Raw genomic sequence first — 16,250 nt, 5'->3', positions numbered from 1 at the left:
TCAATATGCCCATTCCCGTAACCATCCTCACCGGGTTCCTCGGAGCCGGCAAAACCAGCCTGCTCAACCAACTCATTGCCAATCATCCTGAGAAAAAGTTCGCCATCATTGAAAATGAATTTGGAGAAGTCCCCATTGATGGTGATTTGGTGATTGGCGCAAGTGATGCTATTTTTGAATTGGCCAATGGTTGCATTTGTTGCTCGCTCAATGGCGAATTGATCGAAACCCTGGAAAAGTTACTCAATTCCGGAAAAGACTTTGACCATCTGATCATCGAAACGACGGGCATGGCCGAACCAGATGCTGTAGCAGCCGCTTTCGTGAGTGATCCAGGGATTCAATCCGCCTTTCAATTGGATGGTACCGTTTGTCTGGTTGATGCGGTCAGTGTGCAGGAAACACTGGCTGAACGGGAAGAGGCCGTTAAACAAATTACCTTTGCCGATCACATCGTCATTAACAAATCCGATGATGTCCAGGCCCATTACCTCGAAGCACTCCAAGCCAATTTAAGGGAGATGAATCCACTGGCCAGCATCAGTCTGGCCAATTATGGTCACACTGCCGCAGACCTAATCGCATTGCATGCTTACGAAGTGGGACAGTTGGAACGGCGCATCAAAGATGTAGTACAGGATAGTCATTCACATGAGCATGAGCATGTTCATGAACATCAGCACCATGCAGATGTCACTGCGCACAGCTTTACTTTCGAGCAAACTTTTAATTTGCTTGCCTTTATTCACTGGAGCAAGGTCCTGCTGATGATTCAGGGCAAAAACATCTACCGCATTAAGGGAATTTTGAACTTGGGCGAAGGAGAATCCAAAATGGTTTTCCAATCCGTACGCACCCAATCAGCCTTTACCAGAGCTGGAGATTGGCGAGAAGGAGAGCCTCGCCTGTCCAGGATTGTCATCATTGGAAAAAACCTGAAACGGGAGGCATTAGAAAAGGCATTGCGGAGTTGTTTGAAGAAGGGCTAATGCCTTGGCTACGCTCACCTCAGTCACTGAGCATAGCCGCGAGGCATCAACTAATTTTTTTGCTCCGCCAAGGCACTCATCTGATTCCACAAACGCTCATGCGGAGCATCGGCGACGACCTTCACCATTTCTTTGGTTACGGGATGCTGAAAAACCATAGCGCGGCAATGCAAATAAATGCTACCATCATTATTGGGTTGAGAATGACCATATTTTAAATCTCCCACTATTGGACAGCCAATTTTTGACAACTGGACCCGAATTTGGTGAGGCCTCCCGGTGATGGGTTTGACCAAAAGCAAATGTTTACCTTCCAACGCACCAATCAATTCATAATCCAGATCCGACTTTTTGGCATCTTTAGAGCGATTGCTCATTTGATCCAATGCCTTGGAGATATTTTTCTCGTGGTCTTTCAGGATATAGTGTGTCAAGTGCCCTACTTCCGGAGAAGGACGGCGCTCCGTAATGGCCCAATAGTGTTTTTCGACTTTCCGCTCCTTGAACAGTTCGTTCATGCGGGTCAAAGCTTTGCTGGTCCGCGCAAAAATCACCGCGCCACTTACCGGGCGATCCAATCGATGCACTACACCCAAGAAAACATCACCGGGTTTTTTGTACCGGAATTTAATGTAGTCTTTTACATAGTCGACCAAGGGGGTATCTTCGGTTTCGTCCCCTTGAACCAGAATGCCCGCGGGCTTGTTTACCGCGATGAGATGATTATCTTCGTAGATTACTTGTAAGTTCATACCGCAAAGTTATGAAATTAACGCTTGGCTTTTCCCCCTGTCCTAACGACACTTTTATTTTTGATGCCATGATTCATGGCAGAATCGATACCGAAGGGCTGGAATTTGAAGTTTTTTTGGGTGACGTAGAAGAATTGAACCGCCGAGCAGGACTTGCCGATTTGGACATTACCAAACTCAGTTACCACGCCTATGCTCATTTGACCGAAAAATACATCTTGCTGGATGCAGGAAGTGCATTGGGAAACAACTGTGGTCCTTTGCTGATTGCCAAGTCGCCGATTCCTCATGATCAAATTTCACACCTAAAAATAGCAATCCCAGGGAAGTTGACCACTGCTAATTTCCTACTCAGTCTGGCGTTTCCTGCTGCTACACAAAAAAAGGAAATGCTTTTTTCCGAAATTGAAACTGCGGTATTGAATGGTGTTGTTGATGCAGGGTTGATTATCCACGAGAATCGTTTCACCTACGCTGATAAAGGCTTGGTAAAATTGCTGGATCTTGGTGAATACTGGGAGCAGAGTACCGGTATGCCTATTCCCCTGGGAGGTATCGTCATCAAACGAAACTTGCCTGAAACCATCATTCAAAAAGTGAATCGCATCATCAGGCGTAGTGTTGAGTACGCCTGGGCCAATCCTGCCGCATCAGAATCCTTCGTTGCCCAACATGCTCAGGAGATGGATCCTCTTGTACGTCGTCAACACATTGACCTTTATGTGAATCATTTTTCCGCCAATTTGGGTGATCAAGGCCGTGCAGCAGTCAAGCATTTATTCCAGGTTGCAGAAGAGAAACAAATTATCCCGCTTCAAAAACAAGCAATTTTCCTATCTTTTACCCCCTGATTTCCCATAAACAAAATAGTTATAATATAAAAATGCAAAGAATTTACCAATATACTTTCATTTGTCGCCAAATTCAGGTATATTCGCTGAAATTTTATTGATTCCTTCAGCTGTAATACATCTCTTATTTCCCCTCATGTAATTTCCCTTAGAAACACTGTGATTGGTCAATGTGAACCTTGATGATGCTAATCCACGTCGTTTACATTGTGTTACTTCCACCTATTGGTGTCAAGTGACTTAATTATTCATTGTGCCTATGAAAAAGGACAAAAAAACAAGAGAAGAGATGAGTGACAAGAAACGGATGCAAGGTTTGGTTTGGGATGGCTTGTTTAATTCACTGGAGGACAAAGCAGTAGAAAACAAAAATTCCACCACGTCTAAGAAGACGAAAAAAGGCAAAAAAGCCGACAACAACAAAGATAAGCCAGATGACAATCCAACTACTGAATGAGTCTGATTGTCAACCGTTAAACGTGCTTCGATAAGCCAGTGGAGTGGTTTTTTTGAGCAGCTTAAATTGTCGGTTAAAATTGGAAAGGTTGTTGAAACCGCTCTCCAGAGAAATGGCTGAGATGCTCATTTTATCCTGAACCAACAATTTACAAGCATGTTCAATTCGAATCTCGGTGATAAACTGTGAAAAGGTACGGCGCGTCCTTTTTTTAAAGTACCTACTAAAAGCCGATTCACTCATGTTGGCCAACTTGGCAACATCGCTTAACTGGATTTCCTGTTGGTAATTCTGGACGATATAAGACAAAACTCCATTGATCCGGGCTGAATCTACTTCATTTTGTAGGGACATGGAATTGGTGGTCAATTCTTGCGCATCTTCACTTTCGCTCAAAATGGCCAACACGCCTATCAGTTCTAGTAATCGGTTAATCCCGGTAAGGTATTGTAGTCCTTCGATTTTGGAAGCCACTTTTTTAACCGTTTGGGGGCCAAAATTCAAGCCCCGTTTCGATCGCTCCAACAAATTTTTGATGGCCTGGCACTCCGGCAAATCAAAAAAATTCCCACCCATAAAGTCTTCTAAAAAATGAATGACTAAAGACCTTGCCCTCACTGTGCTGTCCTTGGCATAAAATCGCTCATCGTTGCGGTAGTAATGGGGCAAATAAGCCCCCATCATGCACAAGTCTCCGGGTTTAAAGTCGGAAATATTGCTTCCAACAAATTTCTTACCCGTGCTTTCCAACACCAAAACAATCTCGTATTCAGGATGATAATGCCAGGGGGTAGCAAAAAAAGCGGCGTCCTGTGCAAAAAAATTAAAGGACGAATTGGGCGGTGGTGTGATTTTAAGCAGTTGCGGCTTCATGGCTTAAATATCGCGAATTTTGCCTTAAAAATAATGGATTTTTTCCAGAACTACCCCCAATATGAGCATAAAAGTATCAGAAATCAACAAAATATCAGTATTCCATCTACTTGCAAATTCCGACATTTGTACCGCACTCATTAAATTTTTAGAATTTTATTTTAAACAAACAACATTTAGCAGCATGAAAAGTCCATTACACGGAATGATGCTCGTTTTGACACTTCTGCTGAGCTGTCAATTCGCATTTGCCCAAACCCGTCAAATCACGGGAAAAATTACCGACACCAACGGAGAAGGCCTGATTGGCGCCTCGATTGCGGTGAAGGGAACTACTACAGGTACTGTTACTGATGCCGACGGTGCATTTACCTTAGCAGTGAGCAATGAGTCTGTTTTGGTGATCAGTTACACCGGTTACAACACCAAGGAAGAAACGGTGGGCACCAGAACAGTGGTAGACATTACACTGGAAGAAAACATCGCTGACCTGGCCGAAACAGTGGTAGTAGGTTATGGTACCCAACGCAAAAGTCAATTGACCGGGGCCATTTCTTCGATCACTTCCAAACAAATCACCGAATTGCCGATTACCAACGCACGTCAGGCCCTACAGGGTCGGGCAGCAGGGGTGGATGTTGTGCAGGCGGGGAGTAGGCCAGGCTCTGCGCCAACAGTGCGGATTCGGGGTCGTCGTTCTATCCAGGCCTCCAATGAGCCACTTTATGTTGTAGATGGGATTCCACTTGCCGGAGGTATTGACGACATCAACCCTCAGGATATTCAATCCATGGAGGTGCTGAAAGATGCATCTGCTACGGCGATTTATGGTTCTCGGGGTTCTAATGGAGTTGTCTTGGTGACCACTCGAAGGGGGAAGGCTGGTAAATCCGTTGTCAGTTTTGATACTTATTATGGTATATCCGAAGCTTTGGGGAGTATCGACGTTATGGATGGGGCTCAGTTTGCGGAATACAAGCGGGAGTCGCGGCGAGCAGTTGGTGCTTACCCTGCTGGGCCAGCTACGGCAGCTGACGATGCTAAATTGTTTGAAGCCATCGAATTGGATGGTATTGCTAAAGGCCGTTCCACTGATTATCAAGACTATATTTTGCGCCAAGGCAACATCCAAAGCCACCAATTGGGTGTAACTGGGGGGGACAAAAACACCCAGTTTGCCATTTCAGCTAACTACTTCAATGATGTAGGGATCATTCACAACCAAGATTTCACCCGTTACACTTTCCGCTTGAACCTTGATCATCAGATAAATCAGCGTATGAAAGTGGGAACTTCGACTCTGCTAGTATACAGCGAACGCAATGGCGAAGTCTTTAATCCACTTGGGGTTACTCTTCGCGAAAACCCCCTTGGTAGGCCTTATGACGATAATGGCAACCTGATTTTTTTACCTACTTCCGACGGTTTGCAAACCAATCCAATTGCTGAAATCGCACCTGGAGCTATCATTGATTTGACGAAAAGAACTCGAATGTTCAGCAGCATTTATGGTGAATGGGAAATCATTCCAGGTTTAAAATATCGAGTAAATTTTGGCCCCGACTTCACCAACCGACGTTTGGGTCGCTTCACAGGCAGTCAAACTCAAGCTCGCCGTGGTGGGAACGCTGTAGCTAATACCTTCTATGAGTACGGTTTTAACTACACAGTTGAAAACATCCTGAACTATAGCAAAAGCTTTGGGGCAAATAATTTGAACATCACTGCCATGCAATCCTTACAAAAGGATGACGTGGAAACAGCCAGTATCAGTGTGGATGGAGTCCCTGCAGAAACACAGCAATTCTATGCACTTGGACAAGCTTCAACCATCAATAACCCTAGTACCAACCTCACCCAATGGGCATTGAACTCTTACATGGGGCGCATCAACTACGATTTCCAGGGCAAGTATTTGTTGACTTTGACGGGACGTTACGATGGCTCTTCTCGTTTCGGAAGAAATACCAAGTACGGCTTCTTCCCCTCGGTAGCATTGGGTTGGAACATCAGTGAAGAAGGATTCCTGAAAGGTTCCAAGTGGTTGGAGCAATTGAAGCTGCGCGCTAGTTATGGTTCGATTGGTAACACGGCGATCAACCCCTACCAAACCCAAACTTCTTTGAGTAGAACCACATACCTGTTTGGCACTACGGGTGCCTATGGTTATCGCCCTTCTATTTTAGGTAACCCTGACTTGAAATGGGAATCTACTTCTACGGCGAACATTGGTTTGGACTTTTCTCTTTGGGCTGGCCGGGTTTATGGTAACATCGAAGTATACCAGGCGGATACCCGCGACTTGTTGTTGAACGACCAATTGCCACTGACCAGTGGTTTTTCCAGCGTATTGCGCAATGTCGGCCGGACCCGCAACAAAGGTTTGGAAATTACCTTATCTACCGTTAACATCGACAAAGGGGATTTCCGCTGGAGCACCGACCTGCAATTCACCCACAACAAAGAAGCCATCCTGGAACTGTTCAACGGTAAAGTGGATGACATTGGCAACGCCCGTTTCATCGGCCAACCCTTGACTGCTTATTTTGATTTCAAAAAAATTGGCATCTGGCAAACCAGCGAATTGGATCAAGCCACCAAATACCAGCGTAAAGTTGGAGAAATCAAGGTGGAAGACGTGAATGGCGACGGCAAACATGATGCTTCAGACCGTACCATCCTGGGTTCTCAGGTTCCAAAATGGAGTGGTGGTATCACCAACCGTTTTGAATACAAAGGATTTGATTTGTCCTTCTTTGTTTTTGCGCGCATTGGTAGTATGTTCCAAAGTGGTTTCCATTCTACTTTCAACACCCTGGCAGGTCGTTACAACAACCTGGATATTGATTATTGGACACCCAACAATCCAACCAATGATTTTCCACGCCCCAATGTAAACCAGGAGGCACCAGTTTACCAGTCTACCTTGACTTATTTTAGTGGTACTTTTGTAAAAATCCGCAACATCAACTTTGGCTATAATATTCCAGTGAAAAAGCTCACTGGATTGCGTGTCTTTACGAGTATTCAGCAGCCCTTTATTTTCTCTGAGTATCGCTCTAAATATAAAGGGATCGACAATGAAACCGAAGGTACGGTTAACCAAGATCAGACGCCTTCGGTGCGTCAGATTACATTTGGTATCAACGCGAAGTTTTAATTTTTAATCACTCATTCAAACAAAATAGTCATAACATGAAAAAAGTGCATGTTATTAAATTAATAACCTTTGCAACGGTGTTGTTGTTTACACCTGCTTGTGAAGATCTTTTGGAAGAAGTTCCGGTGAGTCAGATCAGTGGTTTGTACCTTGATTCCAAAGCAGGTTTTGAAGATGCCGTCGAAGCAACGTACTCCACCCTGCGCGACTGGTATGGCCGCGAAGGAGCGTTTACGCTTACTACTTTTGGCACGGATACTTATACCATGGGGGCTGATGGAAGTTTCAAGTTTGTGAATCAGTACACTTCACAAATGGATAGCCGTCTATCGGTCACCCGGGATTTTTGGAATTATTTCTATACAGCAATCAACACTGCCAATGCCGTAATTGACCGTGCTGGCACTACCATCCCTGGTTTAGATGCTGCCACCCAAAAAATCAGGGTTGCTGAAACCAAGTTTTTGCGCGCACACGACTATTTTTTGCTGGTGCAAATGTTCGGGGCAGTACACTTGACTTTGAAGGAAAATAAAGAGGTACAAAAAGCTGCTTCACGTACTCCCGTACCTGAAATTTACAAGGCTATTCTAGCCGACCTGGAATCTGCATTAGCAGATTTACCCGTTAGCCAGGCTCAGTATGGTCGGGTGACCAAAGGAGCATGTGAGCATTTGCTGGCTCGGGTTTATTTGACCAAGGCAACATCTGAAGCCAAAGCTGCTGACGACTTTGCCAAAGCTGCAACCCATGCTCAGAATGTGATCAAAAACTACAGTTACAGTTTGGTGCCCGATTTTGCGAAACTTTGGGAACAGGGTGCTGCCGAGGTCAATAGTGAAGTGATCATGTCTTGTCAGTACTCTACCGACCCATTGACCAACTTTGGACCTACCGTAGGTACAAATAACGTGGGTAGCGGCTTGGGTAATAATGCCAGTGGTAACGGCAACAATGCTCACCTTTACTTTGGTATGGAATACGACACCCAACCTGGTATGCAACGTGATGTATTCTATGGCCGTCCGTTCAAACGTTTCCGCCCAACAGATTATCTATTGAATGTGGTGTTCAAATTTGAAGATCGGGTCAATGATTCCCGTTACAAGAAAACTTTCCGTGATACATGGCTGTGTAATAAGCCAGGAACATACAATACTACTTGGGACACATCTAAGAAGTCTTTGACTTTTGCCTCCGGTGATACCACCATGTTTATCCCGGGTTATGAAATGCCTGTAGAAGAGAGAGCCAAGAAAAAATATCAGGTGTTGGTGCCTAGCTTATATAGAGCTAACCTCTTCCCTACCCTGGTTAAACACATGGACCAAACCCGTCCAGACCGTACTTACGAGCAAGGTAGCCGCGACTTCTTTATGTTCCGCCTGGGTGAAACCTACTTGATGGCTGCTGAGGCGCTCATCATGCAGAACAAAGCTGCAGAAGCAGTTCCCTTCATCAACGCCGTACGTCGCCGTGCCGCCTGGCCAGGCAAACAAGCCGCGATGGAAATCACCGAAGCTCAAGCAACCATGGACTTCATCATGGAAGAAAGAGAACGTGAGTTGTTGGGTGAAATGCACCGCTGGTTTGACCTGAAGCGTTGGGGTAACCTCGTTCAGCGCGTGCGGACTTACAACCCTGATGGTGCACCAAACATCAAGGATTTCCACGTTTTGCGTCCGATCCCACAGGATCAGATCGACCGGACTACGGGTGGAGCAGCTAGCTTCCCTCAGAATCCTGGGTATTAATCTATTGCTTTTCATAATGAGTGCGTAACCACAGAGGCGCGGGCATTTCCCAAACCTCTGTGGTTGGCGCTGCTGCAGTTGTTCCTACTACTACTTTTACAAAAAACAGGCTTTCCCCTTGGGGTAAAACCAATTTCAGCCGTCTAATTACTATCAAACAATTTGAGTGTATGCCAAAATCGGGGCAGCTCAAAAATGACGGAAGATACGGGTTGTAGAGACGCACGGCCGTGCGTCTCTACCATGCCTTGCTCCGATTTTATCATGCACCCAAACTATTTTCAACCTTTCAATTTGTCAAATATGGCATCACGCAGAGAATTTATCATCAAATCAGCTATGGCTGGTGCAACGGTTGGAATTTCGGCCAAGAGCTACGCCAGGATACTTGGTTCCAACGATCGGGTTAGAGTGGGTTGTGTAGGTTTTTCGGATCGTTTCAGGTCTTCTCACGTCCCTCCTTTCAAAGCTTTGATGAAAGAGATGAACTTCGAAATGGTGGCCTTGTCAGATATCTGGAATCGCCGCCGGGAAGAAGGAAAAGCCTTTATTGACAAACAATTGGGCAGTGACGTCAAGGTTTTTAACAACAATGACGAACTGTACGCCTCCAAAATGGTAGATGCGGTATTCATCAGTACCGCCGACTTCCAACACGCGCTGCATACCATCGAAGCAGTAAAAGCGGGTTGTGATACCTACTCTGAAAAACCCCTGGCTGAAACCATGGAAGACAACCGGGCAGTGCTCAAAGCTGTACGGGACTCAAAAAAAATTGTACAAATTGGTTCACAACGCCGGAGTGGTCCCAACTACCACGCCGCAGCGGATTACATCAAGTCGGGTAAATTTGGTCCCATTGTGATGGTGGAACTGATGTGGAATGTCAATCAGCCTGGCCGTTGGCGCCGGCCTGAACTGGTCAAAAACCTTAAAGAATCCGATGTGGATTGGAAGCGGTATTTGATGAACCGTCCTTTTGAAGCTTTTGACCCACGCAAATATTTGGAATACCGCTTGTTCTGGCCTTATTCTTCTGGAATCCCCGGGCAATGGATGAGCCACCAGATCGATACTGTGCACTGGTTCAGTGGTTTGCCCCATCCACGTAGCGTTGTTGCCAATGGTGGAATTTACCAGTGGAAAGATGGCCGTAAAAACGCGGATACCCTTACGGTGGTGTTTGACTATGGGCCCCTGAATGATCCTACTTCTGGCTTTCAGGTTCAATTTACGTCCAGGTTCTCAAACGCTGCCGGAGATACCAAAGAATTGTACTACTCAAATGGTGGGATGATCAATTTGGATACCAATGAAATCTCTTCTACCGGAGGCTTGCGCGAACGGGAAGCCGCTGCGATGGGTATGAAAGCAAACTTGTTGCAACCGCTGAAACTGGAAGGCATCAAGGTAGAAACAGACGCCAATACGGGTGGTGATAGCCTCACTTTCAACCACATCAAAAACTGGATGGAATGTGTGCGCAGCCGCAAAGAGCCCAATGCACCAATCGAAGCTGGTTACCAACACTCGATTGCGACCATCATGTCCAATGCAGCCTGGCGCACGGGTGAAAGAGTCACTTTTGATGCCAAAAAGCAGGAAGTACTGGCTGGAGGGAAAGTGTTTAAGTACTAAATAGGTTGAGAAAGTTGAGATGGTTGAGAAGGTTTAGGCTGCCGCAGTGGCTTAGACAAAGTCCTTGTCAAAATCGCTGCGGTAGCCTAAACCTTCTCAACCTCCCTCAACCTCCTAAACTTCTCCTAAATATTTTTTGTCATTGAATTGGGCAGGGTATACAAATTCTATACCTTGCCCTTTTCTTTTGGCATCAATTAAATATTGGTCCGATTCAAACTATAAGCAACAAACATTTATGAATGCACAGTTTTCACTACAAGGTAAGGCCGTAATTGTTACCGGAGGTACTGGGATTTTGGGCAACTCTTTCATCAAAGGTATTGCCGCTGCAGGTGGAGCCATAGGTATTTTAGGCAGAAATGAAGAAGTGGCTCAGGCCAGAGCCACCGCCATCACCCAAACGGGAGGAAAAGCTATCGCCCTGATTGCAGATGTCATGCAAGAATCCCAACTCAATGCAGCCAGGGATAAAATGCTCGATGCTTTTGGCCGCATTGATGGCTTGGTGAATGGAGCCGGTGGCAATATGCCAGAGGGCGTTGTTCCGCCAGGTGGCGACATCTTTAACCTGAACATGGAGGGCATGCGCAAGGTAATGGACCTAAATTTGTACGGCACTTTAATGCCGACTCAGGTTTTTGGCCGCACGATTGCCGAAAACGGGGGCAGCATTGTCAATATTTCTTCAGTATCTTCCACATCTGCCATTACCCGGGTATTGGGCTACAGCATGGGAAAATCGGCGATCGACAGTTACACACGCTGGTTCGCCCTCGAAATGGCCAATCGCTATGGTGATAAGGTGCGGATGAATGCCCTGGTGCCCGGTTTTTTCCTGACCGAACAAAACCGCACTTTGTTGACAAATCCTGATGGCAGCTTTACTTCTCGTGGTGAATTGATTGTGCAAAACACCCCTTTTAAACGCTTGGGAGACCCGGATGAACTCATTGGCGCACTCGTTTGGCTGTTGAGCGACGCTTCCTCTTTTGTGACTGGAACAACCATTAATGTGGATGGTGGATTTTTGGCTTTTAGTGGGGTGTGATGATTTCAGGTTTCAAGATTTCGGATTTCGGAGCACCTCCGAAATCCGAAATCCCCATTCCGAAATTATTTCTTCCCCGCCACCTTCACCCGTTGGACAAAAGCCTGGGCCCGGTTATTGTCTACAATCTGGATTTCGAAATTCTCTCCATCCTCCATTTTGAGTACCAACTCGGTTTTTTTCATCTTATTGGCCTCATCCATGAAGCGGCTGTCGTTGGAGGTCATTTCCAAAATGCCTTGCTTGTACCCGTAGTAGTAATAAATATCGTTGGGTAACTTGAGGTAAAAGTAAACCCGATCATCGTCGTTACTTGGCATTTTGTACTCCACGTAGGAAGTCATTACTTTATTGACCATGGTACCATTCATAGAGATTAGGCCAATCTTATCCTTGGTGCTGACAAAAGATTGGTAATCCATGTCCCAGCGCATCTTCAAACCCGAGAGCAGGAAGTTGTAGGTATTGTACTTTTTAGGCAGTTCTGCCAATCCTGTGCTGATTTCTGCTATGGCTTTGGTAACACTTTCATCTTCAGGAAAAAGCATGGTCATTCGCCGTTGGTAGTAAGGTAAATCGGTGAGGTAATTGACCGTTTCTGAACCAAAACCTGCGGCTTCGATTTCGTTTTGCATGATGCGCATCAATTTGTCGGGAATGCGCATACTCAGCCCCGAAATCACATCGATATCGACAGGTGGCGGGGGTGTTTTCCCAATCAGACTGTCAGGAATATTGGCAAATTCTCCGGTAATACTTCCAGCTGCATCAACCTTTACATATTTGAGCGCTGAGCCGATGTTGATTTTTCCTTCGCCCTCTACTTTGCCCGTTTTGTTGTTAAAAATCAAGCGTGAGCCCTGCAGGCTGTTCGCGATAACCTTGATGGAATCTCCAAAGGTAAATTGGTCTTTGGTCGCATCATATCTAAATATTCCTTTGGTTGGCAGAATAGGTCGGTCTTTGCGGAAATACAAAGGCATCATCACCGTGGGATAGGCAAAACTCATTTCTTTGCTCAGGTAAAAACCAGTTTCCAGCGGCACACCATCGATGCTTTTTGGAGAGTCGTATTTAATCGCCAGATTACTTTTGTCGCCCTCACTTTTTAGCGTAAACCAATACCTAACCGGCAATTTATCTGCTTCCAGGCGGGCAAAACCATTAAACTTCAGGTTTCTGGATTCTGAAGACAAATTGATCGTTCCATAAAAGGAGGTTTTCCGATCAATGATGAAACTGTCTTCCTCTGCAACGGTACCCTCCGCCCGGGTGGCGGTTGCTTTTTCGCTGGCTTTTCCCTTGCCAATGCGTTGACCTACAATGCTGCTGAATTCAATTTCCTGTTTTTTATTGGCTACATTGTACTCATAAAAACCGTGAGCCCGGTAATCCTTTCGACCATTGATGCTCACCGTAGCGCGATTGATTTTATGGTTTTTGTTCAAAGTGTCACAAATGATGGTGGCATTGTGCAGGGAATCCATAATGGCCTTTGGCTGAATGTAAACTGTGCCACTATCGGGGATAATCATGGCATCTGCCGATTTTATAAAGGGTACATCTGTGACTTTCAGAAGATAAGTTTTGAGGTCGTAGGATGCTCTTTTCCCCTTAAACCGCAGAGAATCCTGATCAGGATGCACGGAGGTAAAGGTGCCCATTTTGGTCGAGTCCGATTTAAAACGAATCATCGAGTTGTTCATTTCCCAGATGAATTCGTTCATGGAAGTCACGTATTGGTTGAGGGGCAGTTTGGTTTCGAGGTACTCGTCAAGGGCTTTGAAGCGACCAAGTTGTTTGTCAAAATCTACGTCACTGCGCAGACGGTCTGATTGGATGGCAATTGCACCTGCTTCTTCTGCTTTGATTTTCAAGGCAGTGGTGTCTGCTTTAGCTGAAAATGCCCCAAAGTTAAACTGCTTGGAACTCAGAGCAGCTTGTGGCCAGTCCAGCAGACCATTGCCTTTCAAACCACCTGGCGTCAGTGCCAGGGTACCGGTCAAAGTGTGTTCACCAGTTTTAAAAATCTGAAAGGCGTTCTTTTCTGAACGCACATACATGCTATCGCGGTAAGGTTTCCAGTTCAGGCGTACTAATTCGCCATGCACCTGGGGAACTTCTTCCTCCTTGCTGCGCTTTTCGGCCAGGTCAAAGTCTTTGGCTCCGGCGGTCATCAGTTTGGGCAAAAAGTGTACATCCTCAGATTCCAGGGTTGCCCCCAGGTATTGAATTTTGCCTTTGCCCCAAAGCCCTTTGTTGCTCAGATCAAGTTCACCAGCAAAACGCCCTTTAACTTTGTAAACCGGGTAACCTTTTTCCGGTGTTTTGTGCAAAAATCCGAGGGAATAATCATGCTCCCGCACTTTGAGGGTTTCTTCAAAGTCCGGGAAAATTTGGGCGGAAACCAATTTGCCCCGGAAGTTGACCATTTCCTTGACGTAATTGTCCAAACTATTGAAAAAGAAAGGTTTTAGTTCAAAATAAAAAGAATCACGTTTGTACAAAGTATCCTTGACAAAGGGATTTTTTTTGCCATCGTAATATTTACCGTCATAATAGACATAGCTGGCAGATCGGCTGTTGAGGTTGGGGAAAATGGGGACATCGTTTTTGCCACTGCGGTTCCCTTCAGCATCGATGATCAGGGTAGCTTTGAAATTCTCAATGTCGGAAGTCAATGCAAATGGGTTGATTTCCTCCATTTTATGCGTCTTGGGCAATTTATCGGGCACAAACAAACGCCAATATTTGAAGGAATCACTACTCACCGAAAACTTGCCGTAATCAAAATGTAGTTTATTGCTCCGCAATTCGCTGAATCCCGCTTTGAGCAGACCTTTGGAGTCGATGTCCCGGTTTTGGCGCATCACAATGGTGGAGCTGTCTGGTAGTACACCTACTTGCTGCAAACGACTGAATTCAAGCCATTTTACCCCAATTATCCGAATCGAATTGTCTTTTAGGTTCAAAGTGGCATTTGCACTGTCGGTTTTGGATAAAATCCGCAATTGGTCATAATCCGAACGTTGCATGTAAGAATTGTAGTAGTGTTGTACTTTATCCTGGACATGAATGAGCAAACTATCGGCATCATACCGGATGAATCCCTGCCCTACCAAATCATAAATCAGGGAAGTGATGTTTTCTACCTTAAAGGTTGGATTAAGCTTTCGGGCATATTCATCGGCGTAAATGTCTTTAACCCCGATTTCATCCGTCAATTGTTTCAATTTAGCCAATGGATTAGAAGTAGAAATGCTTTGCAATTGGTCATAATCCTTCTTATTGAAATACTGTAAGGACTCAAACTTGACCGGCTCTTTGCGCGCGAAACTCACAGACCGATCTCCAATCACCACCGAATCCTTGGCCAGGTAAGCTTTAAAATTGTCTGCGTCGAAATTGATTTGGTGATTGGAGCTAAAAAAAGGATTTCGGTCGCTGCCCCGCTCACCCCGGTACAAATGCAAGACCTGATCTTTGATGGTGTAACGAAAGTTAACCGAAGGGTGATAAAGTGAATCCTTTTTGTAATAAAACACGGATTCTACCCCTTCACCTCCAATTTGTTGTCCTCGACGCACCGAGAAACGCCGGGCAGTTCCTTTAAAAATACGCTGGTTCTTTTTATCGTAGATCTCCAGAATGGCCCTCCGATTACCCGAACCCGTTCCATAAATTGTAGTCCCTTCCAGGTTGAAACCTCCCCTGAAGCGAACTCCATCGGCGAAGTTTTTGATTTCCATATCCTTATTCGCCGAATTGAACCGGGGGTAGGAGCCTTGACCATCGGTGGACACTTTATCGCTGAACTGGCCGGGAATCTTTTGATTACCAAAGTATTGTGGGTAAACCAAATATGCCTGATCGGTTTCGTAAAGGCCTTTGTTGACGTCCAGTTTGTAGTTACCCAATTCGGTTATTACTGTGGAGTCCAACCCAACCCTTTGCCACCCGACCTGGCCACCTTTCCCAACCCATTCTCCCTTTAGCGGGTAATAGGTCCCACTGGTATTGGCCAAACGAATGGAGTCGTTTTTACGCGATGCCACTAGGTTCCCTTCCTCCATCATCAGATAGGGCTGCTTGTTTTTGTAACGAAGATGGATTTTATCTGAGTAAATTTTCCAAACCGTACTTGCTGGTTCGGCTTTATTAAAAGCTTTATTTTTAAAAAACTGGGTGGAAAACGAAATATAGTCGCTGAACTGGGTAGTCTGATGGTTTCCTGATAAAAGCAGGGAATCAAGAATGAGGTGCCATTCTCCAAATTTCTGCTCATCGGGCATGGTTCCTTTGAAAGCCATCAAGGCATTGAGGTAAGCCTGAAAATGTGGATTGGGGCTGAGTCGCCTGGTAAGCATGTAATTACAAGTGCGAATCACCCGCTCTCCTTCCACGGTGCTGAAACTTCCAGCCCGGAAAATTCCATCAAATTCTTTGTAGGTTTTTTCCAGGACCTCATTTTTTGAAGAGGACATGAATGCCCCAAGTTGGGACAAAAATTCGGGTGTTTCTACCGCAAATTTTTCTGGTCGTTGTGCAAAGAGCGCCAGGCAAAAGCCCAGGAAAAAAAGGGTGGCAATCGAGTGGCGAAAAAAGATTTTCATGAAACCGTGTTTGCCCGGGAAAAAGTTGAGGGATTGGGCAATTGAGAAAGCTTGAGAAGTTGAGAGGATTGAGGGGTTGAGAAGTTGAGGCTGCCACGAGCGACAAGATTAA

Annotated in this window: 10 protein-coding genes; 7 read left to right on the top strand and 3 right to left on the bottom strand. The window is 45.5% G+C overall.

Going from position 1 to position 16,250, the window contains the following annotated elements:
• The first annotated feature begins 5 nt into the window (after positions 1-5).
• On the top strand, positions 6-989 hold the full coding sequence (locus SFV55_RS06970) for a GTP-binding protein (protein WP_320028760.1): 984 nt from the start codon (positions 6-8) through the stop codon (positions 987-989).
• 50 nt (positions 990-1,039) lie between these two features.
• Here SFV55_RS06970 and SFV55_RS06965 read toward each other — a convergent pair whose 3' ends face one another.
• Positions 1,040-1,741 carry an RNA pseudouridine synthase gene (locus SFV55_RS06965; RefSeq protein WP_320028759.1) on the bottom strand — a complete coding sequence of 234 codons (702 nt, stop codon included), beginning with the start codon at positions 1,739-1,741 and terminating at the stop codon, positions 1,040-1,042.
• An 11-nt stretch (positions 1,742-1,752) separates the two neighbouring features.
• Here SFV55_RS06965 and SFV55_RS06960 point away from each other — a divergent pair, with 11 nt between their 5' ends.
• On the top strand, positions 1,753-2,592 hold the full coding sequence (locus SFV55_RS06960; RefSeq protein WP_320028758.1) for a 1,4-dihydroxy-6-naphthoate synthase: 840 nt from the start codon (positions 1,753-1,755) through the stop codon (positions 2,590-2,592).
• Positions 2,593-2,881: 289 nt separating this feature from the next.
• On the top strand, positions 2,882-3,049 hold the full coding sequence (locus SFV55_RS06955; RefSeq protein WP_320028757.1) for a hypothetical protein: 168 nt from the start codon (positions 2,882-2,884) through the stop codon (positions 3,047-3,049).
• Positions 3,050-3,058: 9 nt separating this feature from the next.
• Here SFV55_RS06955 and SFV55_RS06950 read toward each other — a convergent pair whose 3' ends face one another.
• Positions 3,059-3,922 carry an AraC family transcriptional regulator gene (locus SFV55_RS06950; protein WP_320028756.1) on the bottom strand — a complete coding sequence of 288 codons (864 nt, stop codon included), beginning with the start codon at positions 3,920-3,922 and terminating at the stop codon, positions 3,059-3,061.
• A 184-nt stretch (positions 3,923-4,106) separates the two neighbouring features.
• Between SFV55_RS06950 and SFV55_RS06945 the strand changes: the two genes are divergently transcribed.
• The 4 genes from SFV55_RS06945 (at position 4,107) to SFV55_RS06930 (ending at position 11,525) form a co-directional block, all read left to right on the top strand.
• A complete protein-coding gene (locus tag SFV55_RS06945) occupies positions 4,107-7,082 on the top strand; it encodes a TonB-dependent receptor (protein ID WP_320028755.1) in 2,976 nt (991 codons plus the stop codon).
• A gap of 35 nt (positions 7,083-7,117) precedes the next feature.
• Positions 7,118-8,836 (top strand): RagB/SusD family nutrient uptake outer membrane protein, encoded by a 1,719-nt coding sequence (locus SFV55_RS06940; RefSeq protein WP_320028754.1) that lies wholly within the window; start codon positions 7,118-7,120, stop codon positions 8,834-8,836.
• Positions 8,837-9,139: 303 nt separating this feature from the next.
• Entirely contained in the window at positions 9,140-10,474 is a 1,335-nt protein-coding gene (locus tag SFV55_RS06935) for a Gfo/Idh/MocA family oxidoreductase (protein WP_320028753.1), read from the top strand.
• A 238-nt stretch (positions 10,475-10,712) separates the two neighbouring features.
• The gene (locus SFV55_RS06930; RefSeq protein ID WP_320028752.1) at positions 10,713-11,525 is read left to right on the top strand and encodes an SDR family oxidoreductase; all 813 of its coding nucleotides are present in this window, start codon (positions 10,713-10,715) and stop codon (positions 11,523-11,525) included.
• A 65-nt stretch (positions 11,526-11,590) separates the two neighbouring features.
• On the opposite strand, the gene SFV55_RS06925 is transcribed toward SFV55_RS06930, so the two are convergent.
• Complete coding sequence (locus tag SFV55_RS06925; RefSeq protein ID WP_320028751.1) at positions 11,591-16,138, bottom strand: hypothetical protein; 4,548 nt, start codon at positions 16,136-16,138, stop codon at positions 11,591-11,593.
• Between the last annotated feature and the right edge of the window lie 112 nt (positions 16,139-16,250).

This window comes from Haliscomenobacter sp., from assembly GCF_033763495.1.
Lineage (GTDB): Bacteria > Bacteroidota > Bacteroidia > Chitinophagales > Saprospiraceae > Haliscomenobacter.
The sequence above is the reverse complement of the archived record's forward strand: the minus strand, read 5'-3'. Positions and strand labels throughout refer to the sequence as shown.

Excerpts from the sequence above, each read along its gene's own strand:
- SFV55_RS06970 (WP_320028760.1), top strand. The coding sequence starts at position 6 with ATGCCCATTCCCGTAACCATCCTCACCGGGTTCCTCGGAGCCGGCAAA.
- SFV55_RS06965 (WP_320028759.1), bottom strand. The coding sequence starts at position 1,741 with ATGAACTTACAAGTAATCTACGAAGATAATCATCTCATCGCGGTAAAC.
- SFV55_RS06960 (WP_320028758.1), top strand. The coding sequence starts at position 1,753 with ATGAAATTAACGCTTGGCTTTTCCCCCTGTCCTAACGACACTTTTATT.
- SFV55_RS06955 (WP_320028757.1), top strand. The coding sequence starts at position 2,882 with ATGAGTGACAAGAAACGGATGCAAGGTTTGGTTTGGGATGGCTTGTTT.
- SFV55_RS06950 (WP_320028756.1), bottom strand. The coding sequence starts at position 3,922 with ATGAAGCCGCAACTGCTTAAAATCACACCACCGCCCAATTCGTCCTTT.
- SFV55_RS06945 (WP_320028755.1), top strand. The coding sequence starts at position 4,107 with ATGAAAAGTCCATTACACGGAATGATGCTCGTTTTGACACTTCTGCTG.
- SFV55_RS06940 (WP_320028754.1), top strand. The coding sequence starts at position 7,118 with ATGAAAAAAGTGCATGTTATTAAATTAATAACCTTTGCAACGGTGTTG.
- SFV55_RS06935 (WP_320028753.1), top strand. The coding sequence starts at position 9,140 with ATGGCATCACGCAGAGAATTTATCATCAAATCAGCTATGGCTGGTGCA.
- SFV55_RS06930 (WP_320028752.1), top strand. The coding sequence starts at position 10,713 with ATGAATGCACAGTTTTCACTACAAGGTAAGGCCGTAATTGTTACCGGA.
- SFV55_RS06925 (WP_320028751.1), bottom strand. The coding sequence starts at position 16,138 with ATGAAAATCTTTTTTCGCCACTCGATTGCCACCCTTTTTTTCCTGGGC.